14 protein-coding genes are annotated in these 15,227 nt (G+C 72.3%); 8 read left to right on the plus strand and 6 right to left on the minus strand.

Features of this window, described 5'->3' with window-relative positions; translation table 11 throughout:
* Positions 1 to 588, plus strand: a 588-nt coding sequence (locus ACZ58V_RS29995; protein ID WP_471293828.1) for an ABC transporter ATP-binding protein, incomplete at its 5' end; no start/stop codon positions are given.
* On the plus strand, positions 585 to 2,948 hold the full coding sequence (locus ACZ58V_RS30000) for an ABC transporter permease (RefSeq protein WP_468194280.1): 2,364 nt from the start codon (positions 585 to 587) through the stop codon (positions 2,946 to 2,948). The genes ACZ58V_RS29995 and ACZ58V_RS30000, both read left to right, overlap by 4 nt.
* 67 nt (positions 2,949 to 3,015) lie before the next feature.
* Here ACZ58V_RS30000 and tnpB read toward each other — a convergent pair whose 3' ends face one another.
* On the minus strand, positions 3,016 to 4,512 hold the full coding sequence (gene tnpB, locus ACZ58V_RS30005; RefSeq protein ID WP_471293831.1) for an IS607 family element RNA-guided endonuclease TnpB: 1,497 nt from the start codon (positions 4,510 to 4,512) through the stop codon (positions 3,016 to 3,018).
* The gene (locus tag ACZ58V_RS30010) at positions 4,509 to 5,093 is read right to left on the minus strand and encodes an IS607 family transposase (protein WP_468194286.1); all 585 of its coding nucleotides are present in this window, start codon (positions 5,091 to 5,093) and stop codon (positions 4,509 to 4,511) included. The genes tnpB and ACZ58V_RS30010 overlap by 4 nt, the downstream gene beginning before the upstream one ends.
* Before the next feature lie 165 nt (positions 5,094 to 5,258).
* Here ACZ58V_RS30010 and ACZ58V_RS30015 point away from each other — a divergent pair, with 165 nt between their 5' ends.
* Complete coding sequence (locus ACZ58V_RS30015) at positions 5,259 to 5,879, plus strand: GNAT family N-acetyltransferase (RefSeq protein ID WP_471293834.1); 621 nt, start codon at positions 5,259 to 5,261, stop codon at positions 5,877 to 5,879.
* 40 nt (positions 5,880 to 5,919) lie between these two features.
* Positions 5,920 to 6,777 (plus strand): GNAT family N-acetyltransferase, encoded by an 858-nt coding sequence (locus ACZ58V_RS30020; RefSeq protein ID WP_471293836.1) that lies wholly within the window; start codon positions 5,920 to 5,922, stop codon positions 6,775 to 6,777.
* Positions 6,778 to 6,783: 6 nt separating this feature from the next.
* Here the strand turns inward: ACZ58V_RS30020 and ACZ58V_RS30025 are convergent, their stop codons facing one another.
* The 3 genes from ACZ58V_RS30025 to ACZ58V_RS30035 form a co-directional block, all read right to left on the minus strand.
* Positions 6,784 to 7,452, minus strand: a complete 669-nt coding sequence (locus tag ACZ58V_RS30025; RefSeq protein WP_468194293.1) for a pyridoxal 5'-phosphate synthase — start codon at positions 7,450 to 7,452, stop codon at positions 6,784 to 6,786.
* A 37-nt stretch (positions 7,453 to 7,489) separates the two neighbouring features.
* The gene (locus ACZ58V_RS30030; RefSeq protein WP_468194611.1) at positions 7,490 to 7,915 is read right to left on the minus strand and encodes a pyridoxamine 5'-phosphate oxidase family protein; all 426 of its coding nucleotides are present in this window, start codon (positions 7,913 to 7,915) and stop codon (positions 7,490 to 7,492) included.
* A 78-nt stretch (positions 7,916 to 7,993) separates the two neighbouring features.
* Entirely contained in the window at positions 7,994 to 9,163 is a 1,170-nt protein-coding gene (locus ACZ58V_RS30035; protein ID WP_471293839.1) for a thiolase C-terminal domain-containing protein, read from the minus strand.
* 107 nt (positions 9,164 to 9,270) lie between these two features.
* Between ACZ58V_RS30035 and ACZ58V_RS30040 the strand changes: the two genes are divergently transcribed.
* Together ACZ58V_RS30040 and ACZ58V_RS30045 are read left to right on the plus strand one after the other, a co-directional pair.
* A complete protein-coding gene (locus tag ACZ58V_RS30040) occupies positions 9,271 to 10,458 on the plus strand; it encodes an acyl-CoA dehydrogenase family protein (protein WP_471293842.1) in 1,188 nt (395 codons plus the stop codon).
* Positions 10,455 to 10,928 (plus strand): nitroreductase family deazaflavin-dependent oxidoreductase, encoded by a 474-nt coding sequence (locus tag ACZ58V_RS30045; RefSeq protein ID WP_193479834.1) that lies wholly within the window; start codon positions 10,455 to 10,457, stop codon positions 10,926 to 10,928. Before ACZ58V_RS30040 ends, ACZ58V_RS30045 begins: the two co-directional genes overlap by 4 nt.
* A 108-nt stretch (positions 10,929 to 11,036) precedes the next feature.
* Here ACZ58V_RS30045 and ACZ58V_RS30050 read toward each other — a convergent pair whose 3' ends face one another.
* Positions 11,037 to 11,672, minus strand: coding sequence for a TetR family transcriptional regulator (locus tag ACZ58V_RS30050; protein WP_468194614.1), 636 nt, complete (start codon positions 11,670 to 11,672; stop codon positions 11,037 to 11,039).
* 134 nt (positions 11,673 to 11,806) lie between these two features.
* On the opposite strand from ACZ58V_RS30050, the gene kbpA reads away from it, so the two are divergent.
* Entirely contained in the window at positions 11,807 to 12,544 is a 738-nt protein-coding gene (kbpA, locus tag ACZ58V_RS30055; RefSeq protein ID WP_471293845.1) for an AfsK-binding protein KbpA, read from the plus strand.
* A gap of 192 nt (positions 12,545 to 12,736) precedes the next feature.
* Complete coding sequence (gene afsK / locus ACZ58V_RS30060; RefSeq protein WP_471293847.1) at positions 12,737 to 15,142, plus strand: protein serine/threonine kinase AfsK; 2,406 nt, start codon at positions 12,737 to 12,739, stop codon at positions 15,140 to 15,142.
* Positions 15,143 to 15,227: the final 85 nt, after the last annotated feature.

Below are 15,227 nucleotides of genomic sequence, written 5' to 3' on the forward strand. Positions count from 1 at the left end.
GAGGTCGTCGCCATCATGGGCCCCTCCGGGTCCGGCAAGTCCACGCTGCTGCACTGCCTCGCCGGAATCGTGCCGCCCGACTCCGGGTCGATCACCTACAACGGGCGTGAACTGACGAAGATGAGCGATGCCCAGCGCAGCGCGCTGCGCCGCTCCGATTTCGGGTTCGTGTTCCAGTTCGGCCAGCTGGTGCCCGAGCTGACCTGTGTGGAGAACGTCGCCCTGCCGCTGCGGCTGAACGGCTCCTCCCGCAAGGACGCCGAGCGTGCCGCGCTCGGCTGGATGCAGCGCCTGGAGGTCGACGACCTCAAGACCAAGCGCCCCGGCGAGGTCTCCGGCGGCCAGGGCCAGCGCGTCGCCGTGGCCCGCGCGCTGGTCACCGGACCGCACCTGCTGTTCGCCGACGAGCCCACCGGCGCGCTCGACTCCTTCAACGGCGAACGCGTGATGGAACTGCTGACCGAAGCGGCCCGCTCGACCAACGCCGCCGTCGTCCTCGTCACTCACGAGACACGCGTGGCCGCCTACTCCGACCGCGAGATCGTCGTCCGCGACGGCAGGTCCCGCGCCATGGAGCGCGCCGTATGAGTCCTCGCCAGTGGGGCACCGACCTGGCCATGGGGGCCCGCTTCGCCCTCACCGGCGGACGCGAGGGCTGGGTCCGGATGACGCTCACCGCCGTCGGCGTCGGCCTCGGCGTGGCACTGCTCCTGCTGTGCACCGCCCTGCCCAACGTGTTCGCCGCCCGCGGCAAGGTGGAAGACGCCCGCTACGACAGCACGTTCGTGTACTCCGGCAAGGCCCCGCCGAAGGCCGACAACACCTTCCTGATCGCCGGCACCGACACCACCTGGCACGACGACTACGTCCGCGGCCGGCTCATCGAGCCGGAGGGCAAGCGGGCGCCGCTGCCCCCAGGAGTCGACAGCTTCCCGGGCGACGGCGAGATGGTCGTCTCCCCCGCGCTCAAGGACCTGCTCGCCTCGGACGACGCCGAGCTGCTGCGGGAGCGGCTGCCCTACAGGATCACCGGCACGATCGGCGAGAGCGGACTCATCGGCTCCCACGAACTGGCCTACTACGCGGGCGCCTCGGGGCTGAAGGTCACGGAGTTCTCCCCCGTGCACCGGCTGACCGGATACGGCAGACCGGACGCGGACGTGGCACCCGAAGAGACCGACCCGGTGCTGCTGCTCATGATCCTGGTCGTGTTCGTGGTGCTGCTGACCCCGGTCGCCGTGTTCATCGCCGCCGCCGTCCGCTTCGGCGGCGAGCGCCGCGACCGCCGGCTGGCCGCGCTGCGCCTGGTCGGCTCCGACAGCCACATGACCCGGCGGATCGCGGCGGGCGAAGCACTCGCCGGAGCCCTGCTCGGCCTGGTCGTCGGCACCGGCTTCTTCCTCCTCGGCCGTCAGACGCTGGGCTCCACCGAGTTGCTGGGCGTGAGCGTCTGGCCCAGTTACCTCGATCCCTCCCCCGCGCTCGCCGCTCTGGTCGCGGTGGCGGTCCCGGTCGCCGCCGTACTCGTCACGCTGCTCGCGATGCGTGGTGTGGTGGTGGAACCGCTCGGCGTCGTGCGCGCGGCCAGGCAGCGCCGCCGCCGGCTGTGGTGGCGGCTGCTGCCGCCGCTGGCCGGCCTCGCGATGCTCTACCCGATGATCGGCAAGGGCCGTGAGAACGGCGACTTCAACCAGTACTACGTCATCGGCGGCGTGCTGCTGCTGCTGATCGGCATCACCGCGCTGCTCCCCTGGGTCGTGGAGGCGGTCGTCGTCCGCCTCGGCAAGGGCGCGCTGTCCTGGCAGCTCGCGGTACGACGGTTGCAGCTGAGCAGCGGAACCGCCGCACGCATGGTCAACGGCATCGCCGTCGCCGTGGCCGGAGCCATCGCCCTGCAGATGCTGTTCACGGGAACGGAGAGCCAGTACACCAAGGCCACCGGTCAGGACCCCGGCCGGATCGGCATACAGGTCGAGTTCAGCGACCGCGAGCCGCTGTCCGGTGTCGAGCGCGAGTTCACCGGCACCAAGGGGGTACGGGCGGCGGTGGCCCTGGCCAACCTGGAGTACGGGGATACGCGTCGCGACCCGGAGCTCACCAGCGGCATGACCGTGGGCAACTGCACCGCCCTGCGCGAACTCGCCACGCTGCCCTCCTGCAAGGACGGCGACGTATTCGTCACGCGGACGAGGAGCCACTACGAAGACCCCAGCAACGCCGACGAAATCGCCCTGTTCAAGCCCGGACGGAAGCTCTACCTCGACCCGTCGTACGGCGAGGCGACGAGCGAACGCGGCATGGAGGCGCCCTGGACCGTTCCGGCGAACGTGCGGGTGGTGGACGCGCGCAAGGACTCACTGGTGGAGTCCAACAGCGTGCTGGTCACCCCCGCGGCCCTGCCCGCCGAGGCCGCGCCCGCGTTGGTCTCGGACGGGGTCTACCTGCGTCTGGACCCGTCGGTGCCGGACTCACGGGAGTACATACGCAACGTCGCCGCCCGGATCGACCCCCTGGCAAGCACCTACACCTGGGTGGCGACCGAGGAGGACACCAAGTACGCCTCCATCCGCACCGGCCTGTTCGTCGGCTCCGCCTTCGTGCTGGCACTGATCGGCGCGAGTCTGCTGGTCTCCCAGCTGGAGCAGCTGCGCGAGCGCAGGAAGCTGCTCTCCGCGCTGGTCGCCTTCGGCACCCGGCGCCGCACCCTGAGTCTGTCGGTGCTGTGGCAGACGGCCCTCCCGGTCGGACTCGGCCTCGTACTGGCCACGACGGTGGGTGTCACTCTCGGCTCGGTGCTGCTGAAGATGACCGATACACCGGTGGCCATGGACTGGGAGAGCGTCCTGACCATGACCGGCGTGGGCGCGGCCGTGGTCGGCGTGGTCACGCTGCTCAGCCTGCCGCCGCTGCTGCGGATGATGCGCCCGGAGGGCCTGCGCACGGAATAGCCGTTGCTTTGAGTCTCAGTGACTCTCAGCATTCCGGGCGTTTCCGCCCGGAAGGTTCGTGACGGTGTCACCAGAGTGCGAGTTGCTCGCGTCTGGTGCCCTGTCGACGATCTCTCGTTTCCGTCCCCTGGCGGGGTGTTGCGCCAGCCGCCCGCGTGCCCGTCCCCTTGCGGGTCCGGGCGGTGCGGGTCTTCTGCTTGGCTCCACGAGGCTTCGGCACCACCGCCAGGGTGGGGCCCGGGTCTCCGGCCACTCCGGTACCCGTTTCACGGTTGGCCGCCGCGAGGGCGGCCAGGTTGTGGCCTGCGTTCGCGTCCCGGTCCAGGACGAATCCGCAGGCGTCGCACTCGAAGACACGCACACCGAGGGGCAGCTTGGCTTTCACCGCACCGCAGCGGGAGCAGGTCTTCGAGGAGGGCATCCAGCGGTCGGCGACGATCAGACGTCCACCGTGGCGCTGGGTCTTGTAGGTGAGCTGGCGCCGCAGTTCCCCGAACGCCGCGTCGGAGACACGGCGGGACAGACGCCGATTGCGGACCATGCCTTTCACGTTGAGGTCCTCGATCACGACGGTGCCGTACTCGGCGGGGATACGCGCGGTGGCCTGGTGGAGATGGTTCTCCCGCAGGTTCGCCACCCGGTGGTGCACCCGGTTGCGGACCGCGTTGGCCTTCTCCCAGCGGCGGGACGGGGCCTGTCCGGTGCGCCGGTCCGGGCCGCGTCGGCGGGAAACGGTCCGGGAGGCCTTCCGGAGCTGTGTGAGGGCCTGGTCGTAGTACTTGGGGTTCGCGACCTCGCGGACCTCGCCGGCCGAGTCCGCCATGACGAGGAGAGTCTTCACGCCGAGGTCGATCCCGACCGCCGTGCCGGGCCGGGTGGCAGGGGTGATGGTGTGGCGTTCCTCGGTCTGCAGGACCGCGAACCAGCGGCCCCGCTCGAACCGCACCGTCACCGACAGAATCCGCGTCCCGCCTTCGGCGATCGCGTCCACGAGAGGCTGGACGTCCTCGTGGAGGCGGATCCGGCCGAGGCGGGGCAGGACGATATGCCGCCGGTCATCGAGACGGATGGTGCCGGTGGTGAACTTGCACGCCGCACGGGCCTTTCGCTTCGACTTGAAACGGGGCCTGCCCATCCGAGCTCCCTTGCGCTCGCCGCGCCGGGACCTGGCGTAGTTGTCGAACGCGGCGGCAGCGTTCGCGAGGCCGGTGTTGTAGGCCTCCTTCGAGTTCTCCGCCCACCACTCCCGCAGGAACGGGTCGGTGTGTTTGGCCTCGTTGAACGCCTTCCGCAACGACGGCAGCGACCACGACCGCCACGGAACGCGCTCTGCTTCGGGGACGCCGTAGGTTTCCTCCGCCGCACGCTGCGACCAACTCGCCAGTACATGCCGCACCGCCCAGTCGTAGGCGACCCGCGCCGCCCCACAACGCGAGGCCAGAGCCCGCAGGGCGGACACGTTGGGGTCGAGGGCGAGCCTGTGGCCCACAACGTGGAAGCCGGGCCGCGCCTCGAACCCCCGGCGCTTCTTCTTCCCGCTCCCGGCCGGCTCCGCCCCGCTCACCCGGTCGTCTCCGCCGCCGGGGCGGTGGCCTCGGCGATAGCGCGGGCGGCACGGTTCTTCGCCGCCCGCTGCCCGTACAACCGGGCGCACATCGAGGTGAGGACTTCGGTGATGTCCCGGACCAGGTCGCTGGTCGTCTCCTGCGGATCGAGCACCACCAGGCGCCGGCCGGAAGCCGACAACGCCGATTCCAGATACTCGACGCCGAAGCGGGCCAGCCGGTCGCGATGCTCCACCACGATGACGACAACGGCCGGGTCCGACAGAACACGGTGCAGCTTTCGCCGCTTCCCGTTCAGCCCGGATCCGACCTCGGTCACAACCTCGGCGACGGCGAGCCCCAGCCCGTTGGCTCCCTGGACGACGCGGGAGACCTGCCGATCGAGATCCGCCCTCTGGTCACCGGACGAGACACGGCAGTACGCCACCGTCCGCCCAGCGACCTCGGGAGAGGACTCTTCGACCAGCCACATACCGGACGGCGTCCGCATGACAGGGACCGGCATACGGCCCTCTTTCGCCCACGCCCACGCAGTCTGGTAGTGCACGCCGTTGCGCGCCGCCCACTCGGAAAGCTTCACACGATCAAGACAAAAGCTGATGAGGGCAGATAACTACTGATAAAAAATGCGACTGTTGTTCACCCCTCACCCGTCCCCCGAAGTGGGCTCCTCCAGCCAGGAGGAGCCCACTTCGGCATCACAAAGAGAGGTGACCCCTTCCGCCCCACCGGCTTGAATACCCCCATGGCCCCCATACGCGACCAGTCCTCGGCTGCTCTCCCCGAACTCCACGGCCACGGCCTCCGTCTCCGCCCCTGGGACGCCACGTCCGGTGCCGACGTCGAGACATGGCTGTGCGGCCTGCGGGACCCGGAGTTCCGGCGCTGGAACACCCCGCTGAGGCCGGTCACGGACCAGGCGAGTGCCCGGGAGTCGCTGCTCGCGCGGGCGCACAGCGCGGCGGAGGGCACGTCGATGTCGTTCCGGGTCGCGGACGCGCGCAGCGAGACGGCCCTCGGGCACATCGGCGTCAACGAGATCAAGTACCACATGAAGACCGCCCGCGTCGGCTACTGGGTGCTCCCCGAGGCCCGCGGCCGGGGCGTCGCCACCCGGGCCCTGCTGCTCGCCACCCGCTGGGCCTTCGCCGAACTCGGTCTGCACCGGCTGGAGCTGGACCACGCGGTCGGCCACGACGTGTCGTGCCGGATAGCGGGGAGGTGCGGTTTCGCGTACGAGGGAACCCTGCGCGGGGCGATCTTCCAGGAGGACCGGCACGACGCGTTCCGGGACGCCCATCTGCACGCGCGGCTGGCGACGGATCCGGAACCGGAGGCTGACGCGGACCGAGGGGCCCGGGCGTAAATCGGAGGTGCCGGAGGGGGCGCGGGCCGCACCATGGGGCATGCGCACCGACGACTGGTACTTCACCCAGGACCTCGACGACTTCCTGGCTCGAGCGGGATCCTTCCTCCGCTCCCAACCCGCCCTGCACACCGTACCGTTGACCGTCACGGAGACGCTGCGCACCCGCGGAGCGCACGTCTACGGCGACGGACTGCCGGAGTTCGGCGTACTGGAGCGGGACGGCGCCGTCCGGGCGTCGTTCTTCCGTACTCCGCCCCACTGGCTGAACCTCACCGCCCTCACCCCCGAGGAAGCCGACACGCTCGCGGCGCGACTGGCCGCTCTCGGGCAGCGGCTGCCCGGAGTGAACGCCGACCGCGACACCGCCGCCGCCTTCACCGAGGCCTGGCAGCGGCACACCGGCGCCACGGCCACGCTCCGCCAGCGCCAGCGGCTCTACCGGATCGGCGCCCTGACCGCGCCCGACCCCGCACCGCCCGGCAGCTCCCGGATCGCCGTCGAGGCGGACCGCGCCCTGCTCGTCCGCTGGCACACGGAGTTCAGCGCCGCGATCGGCATGGGCACCATCCACGAGGCCGACGAGTGGGTGGATGCCCGCGTCGAACAGGGCGGCGTCACCTTCTGGGAGACCCCGGACGGCACGCCCGTCGCCATGGCCTGCGTGACCCCGCGGATCGCCGGCCAGATCCGCGTCGCCTCCGTCTACACCCCGCCCCACCTCCGCGGCCGCGGGTACGCGGGCGCGGCCACGGCCGAGATCAGCCGCACCGCCCTCGCCTCCGGAGCACAGGAGGTGCTGCTCTTCACCGACCTGGCGAACCCGACCAGCAACGGCCTGTACCAGCGCATCGGCTACCGGCCGGTGGCGGACTTCGCGGTGTACGACTTCAACTGACGCACCTCACGGCCAGAGCAGCTCCCGCAGCCACCCCTCTTCCTCCCCACGCCGGTAGCGCAGCCGTACGTGCCGCCGCTCCCCGTCGCCCTGGAAGAACTCCACCTCCTCCGGCCGCAGCCGGTACAGGGTCCAGGACGGTACGGGAGCCTCCGGCTCGGTCCGGGCCCGTTCCCAGGCCGTCTCGGAGGCCCGGGTCAGCTCCTCCACCGAGTCCAGGAGCTCGCTCTGGCGGCCGGTCAGCGCGGCTGCCAGGGCGCCCGTCGAGCGGGCGTGGAGGTCGCCCTGGGCGTCGGCGGACGGGGCGGCCGTCACCGGGCCGCGTACCCGGACCTGGCGGCCCAGCACCGGCCAGTAGAAGCTGAGCGCGGCGTACGGGCGGGCGGCGAGGTGCCGGCCCTTGCGGCTGCCGGCGTGGGACGCGAAGGACCAGCCGGTCTCGTCCGCGCCGTGCAGCATGACGATCCGTACGTCGGGCAGGCCCGACTCGTCCGAGGTCGCCAGGGACATGGTGTGCGGCTCGCTCTGCCCGGCCGCCACCGCCGCCGCGAACCACTCGGTGAAGAGCGGCAGCGGCGTCGCGGGGGCGGCTGTCGGGTCGAAGGGGGGCAGATGGGTGGACTGCGGGTCCCAGACCCGCAGTGACCTCAGCAGCTCGTGAAGATCGGGTGCCATGGGCCGATTGTCACCCGGGGGCGCTCGTGGGTGCTTGTCACACCTGCCCGAGGTCCGACGACACCCACCGCTCCGGCCGCATCCGCAGCACCAGCTGCTCTCCGTGGTTCTTCCAGGCGAAGTCGACATAGCCGTCGACCTTGTCGGCCGGCAGGTAGCGCGCCGAGAGCTCCCGGAGCCGGTCCAGGGTCGCGGGGGCCGTGTCGACGACCGGGCCCTCGACCGACACGTACCGGATCGTGGGTTCGAGCCGGTCGACCATCAGCGAGAACCGGCCCGCCGTGCTGATCAGCTCGTTCTTACGGGAATCGAGGCCGGTCATGATCCAGATGTCGCCACCGGGCTCGTACTGGTACCAGATCGGCACCGTGAGCGGGGCGCGGCCCGCCCCCGCGTCGACCGCGAGCGCGGCGACATGCGGCTCGGCCAGGAACTGTTCGCGCTCTTCGCGGGTCAGGGCCATTCCGGTCTCCTCCAGCGGCTCGCTCAGATCCTTCTTCCCCAAGCCAACACCGGCCCCGGCATCAGTGTTCCCCTCACCTCACCCCGCCCCCAGCACCACCGTCCCCGACGAGCAGAACCAGCCCCCCGTCCCGGACGCCACCGTCAGTCGCGGCAGGGAGCCGTCGCTCCGCCGCACCTGCCGGTCGCCGCACTCGCCCCGCAGCTGCCGTACCGCCTCCACCAGCAGGAACAGCCCCCGCATCCCCGGGTGCTGGGCCGAAAGACCGCCTCCGTCGGTGTTCACCGGCAGCTCGCCGCCCTCGACCCGCAGCCTGCCCTTCTCCACGAACGCCCCGCCCTCGCCCTTCGCGCAGAAGCCGAGGTCCTCCAGCGTCACCAGGGTCATGTAGGTGAACGCGTCGTAGATCTCGGCGAAGTCGATCTCCGAGGGCCGTACGCCCGCTCGTTCGAAGGCCAGCCGTCCGCTCACCGCCGCCGGCGACACCGTGAAGTCCGGCCACTCGGACATCGCCGAGTGCGACACGGACTCCCCGCTCCCCAGCACCCACACCGGCGGCCTGCGGCAGTCCCGTACGTACTCCTCCGCCGCCAGCAGCACCGCCGCCCCGCCGTCGGAACGGACACAGCAGTGCAGCTTGGTGAAGGGGTCCGCGATCATCGGGCCGGAGGCGATCTCGTCCGAAGTGATGGGCGTGCGGAACATCGCCTCCGGGTTCAGGGCCGCGTTGGCCCGGGCCTGGACCGCCACCTCCGCGAGCTGCTCGATCGTCGTGCCGTACTCGATCATGTGGCGGCGGGCCGCCATGGCGTACTTGGCGATCAGGGTGTGGCCGTAGGGTGCCTCGAACTGCAGGGGGCCGCGGGTGCCGAAGGACAACGTCCCGGTGCGGCGGCCGGCCCTGACGTCCGCGCGGGCCGTCGAGCCGTAGGCGAGCAGCACCACGCGCGCGTGCCCGGCCGCGATCGCGTCCGCCGCGTGGGCCGCCATGACCTCCCAGGTGGAGCCGCCGACGGAGGTGGAGTCGACCCAGGTGGGCCGCAGTCCCAGGTACTCGGCGACCTCGACGGGGGCCAGCGTGCCCAGGCCCGCCGAGGCGAAGCCGTCGACCAGCGAGCGGTCCAGGCCCGAGTCGGCCAGGGCGCGGCGGGCCGCCTGGGCGTGCAGGGCGTAGGGGGTCGCGTCGTCCACGCGGCCGCAGTCCGAGAGGGCCACGCCGACGACGGCCACTTTCCTCCGGGCAACCATGAATCTGACGGTACATCAGATAAGGCCCTCGGCGGGAGCGCCGGGACTCTGGGCATCCCCGCCCCGGCGCCCTAATATGACGCACCGTCAGATGCGGAGGTACCCCCATGGACGCCCGCCTCACCGCCGAACAGGACGAGATCCGCCGCACCCTGCGCGAGCTGCTCCACAAGCGGTGCGGTCCCGGGGAGCTGCGGGCCGCCCTCGACACCCCGGCCGGACACGACCCGGCCCTGTGGACCGCCCTCGCCGACCAGCTAGGCCTGCCCGGGCTGGCCCTCCCCGAGGCCTACGGCGGTGTCGGCTGCTCGGTCACCGAGCTGGCCCTCGCCTGTGAGGAGACGGGCCGGGCGCTCGCCCCCTCGCCCCTGCTCGCCACGGCCGTCCTCGCGGCCCCGCTGCTCCTCGCCCTCGGCACCGACGCCCAGCGGGCGGACCTCCTCCCGCGGATCGCCTCCGGCGCCCTCACCGCCGCCCTCGCCGTACCGGGCCCCGCCCTCACCACCGCCCTCGCGCTCACCGGCCACGACCGGCACGGGGTGTGGGCCGGCGGCGGACGGGCCGGGGGAGTACAGGCCCGGCGGACGGAGGGCGGCTGGCGGCTGTACGGGGAGGTCGGGCAGGTCCTCGACGGGCACAGCGCGGGGCTGCTCCTGGTCGCCGCGCACGCCGGGGGGTTCGCCCGTTCCCGCGTCCTGCTCTTCCTCGTGCGGGCGGACGCCGACGGTCTCACCCGCGTACGGCAGACCGCGCTGGACGCGACCCGTCCGCAGGCGCGCGTTCAACTCCGGCATGTGCGAGCCGAGTTGCTGGGGCGTGACGGCGACGACGTCCTCACCGCCCTCGCCCGGCTCGGCGACACCGCCGCCGTCTGTCTCGCCGCCGAGGCCGTGGGGGCCGCCGACCGGGTGCTGGAGCGGACCGTGGAGTACGTGGGGCAGCGCGAGCAGTTCGGGCGGCCGGTCGGCTCCTACCAGGCCGTCAAGCACCGGCTGGCCGACGCCTACGTCCAGGTGCAGGCGGCCCGCTCGGCGGCGTACTACGCGGCCTGGGCCGGCGCCGCCGCCGACGGCGAGAAGGCGGGCGGGCTCGCCCTCGCCCAGGCGCTGCAGGCCCTGCGCGGGGCCGCCGCCGAGGGGATCCAGCTGCACGGCGGCATCGGATTCACCTGGGAGCACGACACGCATCTGTACTTCAAGCGTGCCGCGGGCGACGAGCTGCTGTTCGGGCCGGTGCACCGGCTGCGGACGCGGGCCGCCGACGCGGCGCATGTCTTCGAGGAGGCCGGCCGATGAGAGGCGTGCGGTTCGTGCAGAAGGTGTCCTCCACCCCCGGGTTCGCTCGGGTGGCCCCGCATGTGTTCCCGGCCCTGGACCGGGCCGTGCACCGGCTCACCCGCGGAAAGGTGCTGCTCAGCGCGCAGCTGCTGCCGGGCGTGGTGCTGACCTCCACCGGGGCCCGCAGCGGGCTGGCCCGGCGTACGCCGCTGGCCTGCATGCCGGAGGGCGACGGAGAGCGCGGCTGGGTCCTGGTCGGGTCCAACTTCGGGCGCTCGGGGCACCCCGCCTGGAGCCACAATCTGCTGGCCCATCCGAGAGCCGAGATCAGCTGGAAGGGCCAGGACATCCCGGTCACGGCCCGGCTGCTGGAGGGGGAGGAACGGGCGGCGGCATGGAAGGCGGTGCTGGAGTTCTGGCCGCCGTACGCCGCGTACCAGGCCCGGGTGGAGCGGGAGATACGGCTCTTCAGGATCGTACGGAGCTAGAACCGGAAAGCGCGACAGGCGGCGGCCCACCGGGTGGACCGCCGCCTGCCAGACAGGACTTGTGAACAGAAGGAGCAAAGGAAAGGGCCGAAGGCGCCGGGGCGGCCGCTACTTCGTCGGCTTTCTGCCGGTGACGCCCAGGTGCACCAAGAGCGCCAGGTTCGGCTTCAGTTCCGCCTGCTTCACGCCCCAGGAGGTGAAGCCCTTCTGGTGCGAGGCCACGGCCGCGAGCATCGCGACCAGCGAGCCCGCGACGGCCGCGGGGTTCACGTCCTTGTCGACCCTCCCCTTGGCCTGGAGCTCGGCGACGGCGTCCGAGAGGGAGTTGTTCACCGAGTTGAGGATCTTCATCCGGAGCTTGTAGAAGCGCTTGTCGCCCTCGGCGGCTCCGAGATCGACGACCCGGAGGATCGCGTCGTTCTTGCGCCAGAACTCCAGGAACCCGTCGACGAGTTCCTGCGCCGTCTGCCAGCCGGCCTTGCCGGCCCAGGAGCGGCCCTCCAGGAGCTGGGTCAACGCGGCGCCCTCGGTCGCCATTTGTTCGGCGATCTCCAGGACGGCGCCCTCGACGTCCGGGAAGTACTGGTAGAAGGTCGCGGGCGAAGTGCCCGCCTTCCGGGCGACATCGATGACTTTGACATCCCGGTACGGGGAGGAGCTGAGCATCTCGCTGAGGCAGTCGAGCAGCTTCTGCCGGGTCGCCTGCCCACGCCGGCCGGCCACGCGGCCGTCGACGGTACGCACTTGTCCTGTCATGACGTCAGCTTACCGAGGCGGGATCGAGGCGCGATTCGGCCGACTGCAAATGGGGTGTAAGGGAGTGCGGAGGCTGGTGTGCCTGGTCTGCGGGGTGCGGCCGTCGCGGTTACGTTGGCGGCATGGCCGAAAACAGGGCATCGGTGTACGCAGAGGGCGTCCCCTGCTGGGTGGACGCGCAGCTTCGCGACGTCGAGGCGGGCAAGCGGTTCTACGGTGAACTTTTCGGGTGGACCTTCGAGGACGAGTGGTACGGCTCCTTCGCCGAGGCGCTGAAGGACGGCGAACCCGTGGCCGCCCTGGTCCGCAAGGTGGACGGCCGGCTGCCCACCGTCTGGACGGTGTACTTCGCGACCCCGGACGCCCCGGCGCTGGCCCGGCGCATCCGGTCGGCCGGCGGACAGGTCGTCTCGGCGCCGGTGCCGGCCGGTGACCTGGGCGTCACCGCCCTGGTCACCGACCCGGAGGGGGCCGTCTTCGCCCTGTGGCAGCCGGACGAGCACCCCGGCTTCGGCAAGCGGCACGAGCCGGGCACCTTCGCCTGGGCCGAGCTGTACGCGCGGGACACCGAGGCGGCCGACGACTTCTACGGCGATCTCTTCCAGGAGGCCCTGTTCGGGCCGGACGCCGAGCCCGACTTCGGCCGCGCCGCCGTCTCCGACCGTTTCGCGGCCGAGATGCCGCCCCACTTCCTCGTCCACTTCGCCGTCGAGGACGTACCGGCCGCGCTGGAGGACGTCACCCGGCTCGGCGGCCGGGTCCAGGTCCCGCCGTTCGAGACCTCGTACGGCACGGTCGCCGTCGTCACGGACGACCAGGGGGCGTCCTTCGCGCTGCTGCACCGCACGCCAGGCTCCTGACCAGGCGCCATATGGTCATCTATTGCCCCTGTATGTACGGAGACACCCCAATCGTCGCCGGGTTCGCCACCACGGCTCCGGCCAGGAAGAATCGGGGTGCGTGCCGCCATGGCGGTGCGGTGGTGAGACGCTGCACGGGGTCGCGTGGAACATGTGGCTTGGCGCGGCTCGTACGGGGAGGTGGCAGGCAGAGTGGTGGATCAGCTGACGCAGCACGATCCGCGGCGGATCGGGCCGTTCGAGGTGCTGGGACGGCTGGGTGCCGGCGGCATGGGGCTGGTCTATCTCGCGCGCTCGGCGTCGGGCCGGCGTGTGGCGATCAAGACCGTCCGCACGGAGCTGGCCGAGGACCAGCTGTTCCGGGTCCGCTTCACGCGTGAGGTGGAGGCGGCCCGGGCGGTCTCCGGCTTCTACACGGCCGCGGTCGTGGACGCCGACCCGCGCGCCGCCGTGCCCTGGCTGGCCACCGCCTACGTCCCCGCGCCCTCCCTCGAGGAGATAGTGAACGACTGCGGGCCGCTCCCGGCCCAGGCGGTGCGCTGGCTCGCGGCGGGCGTGGCCGAGGCACTCCAGTCCATCCACGGCGCCGGGCTCGTGCACCGCGACCTCAAGCCCTCCAACGTCCTCGTCGTCGAGGACGGCCCCCGGGTGATCGACTTCGGTATCGCCTCCGGTGTATCGAACACACGTTTGACGATGACGAACGTCGCCGTCGGCACACCCGCCTACATGTCCCCCGAGCAGGCCAAGGACTCCCGCAGCGTCACGGGTGCCTCCGACGTCTTCTCCCTCGGCTCCATGCTGGTCTTCGCCGCCACCGGGCACCCGCCCTTCCACGGCGCCAACCCGGTCGAGACGGTCTTCATGCTGCTGCGCGAGGGCCCGGACCTGGAGGGTCTCCCGGACGAGCTGCGTCCGCTCATCGAGTCCTGTATGCAGATGGAGGCGACGGGCCGCCCCAACCCGGCCGACCTCCAGGCCCAGCTCGCTCCCCACCTCTTCGGCTCCGGCTCCGACGACAGCGGCACCGCCTCCGCGTGGCTGCCCGAGCGGGCCGTGGGCCTGATCGAGTCCCGCCGCAACGGCCGCCCGGCCGGCAAGCCCGCTCCCGCCGGCCGCAGCGGCGGCGGACGCCCCGCCCCGGGCCCGGCCCCCGGCCCCGCGCCCATCCCGCCCCCGCCCTCGCACGACCCCGTCGTCCCGGCGCCCGCCTCCGTGGCCGCGTCCGTGGTGGCTCCCGTGGGCGGCGGCCCCGACACCGGCCCCGTCCGGCTGGCCGGCGCCCAGGTGCCCATCGGCCCGGGCCCGCGCGTCGCCGACGTCCGTGCCGCCGCCGTCAAGGCACCCCCTCCGGAGGCCGCCCTCACCGCCTCCTGGTCCAAGCCCCGCCCCGGCGTCAACGGCACGGACCCCGCCGTGGGCCCCGCCGTCGCCGCGCCCCCGGCCCCGGTCGCGCCGCCCGAGGCGAGCGGCTGGCGGCCCTGGCGCTTCCGCATGTCCAACGACGTCTGGGGCACCCCCTCCGTCGACGGCGACCTCGTCTACGTCACCTCCTTCGAGGTGCACGCCCTGGACGTGGGCACCGGCCGCCGCCGCTTCAAGACCCGGGACGTCGCCTGGTCCATGGCCGTCGCGGAGGGCCGTATCCACGCCTCCGACGGGCCCACGCTGTTCGCCCTGGACGCCCGTGAGGGCGCCGACCTGTGGCGCCTGCAGACGGACGCCTGGGTCTACGCGCTCCAGGCCGGCCGCGGCACCGTCGTCACCGGCACCCGCGGCGGCGGCGTCCAGGGCTGGGAGGCCTCGACCGGCCAGAAGCTCTGGGAGGTCACCGGCTGCCAGACCGACTTCGAGTCGCCCGAGGCCGGACCCGCCCTGCACGACGGCACGGTCTACGTGTGGCAGGACGCCCGGCTGCGCGCCCTGGACGCCCGTACCGGCGACGAGCGCTGGTCGTACCCGATCGGCGACGCGGCCTCCTGCGGCGGCGTCCCGGTCCGGGTCACTCCGTCGACCGACGGATACGTGTACGTCTGCGCCGGCACCCGCGTCCTGGCCCTCGACGTGGCCGCCGGCCATGTGAAGTGGCACTTCGAGGCCCCGGCGGTCTTCCTCTCCCCGCCCACCTTCGTCCCCGGCCCGGCCGTCACCGGCGGCGGCATCTACCTCGCCGACTACCTCGGCACGGTCTACGCCCTCGACGCCACCGACGGCCGCGACCGCTGGCGCATCGCCACCGAGTCCCGCGCCTCCGTCGAGCCAGTCCTGGTCGCCGCCGGCCATGTCCACGTGGGCAGCGGCAAGGGCCTCTACACCCTCGACGCGGTCACCGGCACGCCCAAGTGGCGCTTCCAGGCGGGCGGCGACATCGTGGGCGCCCCCTCGGTGGCCGAGGGCCGCATCCACTTCGGCTCCACCGACCATCTCCTCTACACCCTCAAGGCCGACGACGGCCGGCTGCGCTGGAAGCTCGCCACCGGCGGCGAGATCACCGGCTCCCCGGTCGTCCAGGACGGGGTGGTGTACGCGTGCAGCAAGGACCGCTGTGTGTACGCGCTGGACGCGGAGAAGGGCACGGGCACGGCACGCACCGCGTGACGCGTCCGGGACGGCCGTCGTACCGGCGCACGGAAGGGTTCCGGACGGCGGCCGTCGCTCCGGGGAGCGATCCGATCACCGCTCT

It is taken from the genome of Streptomyces sp. NPDC040589 (assembly GCF_055594445.1).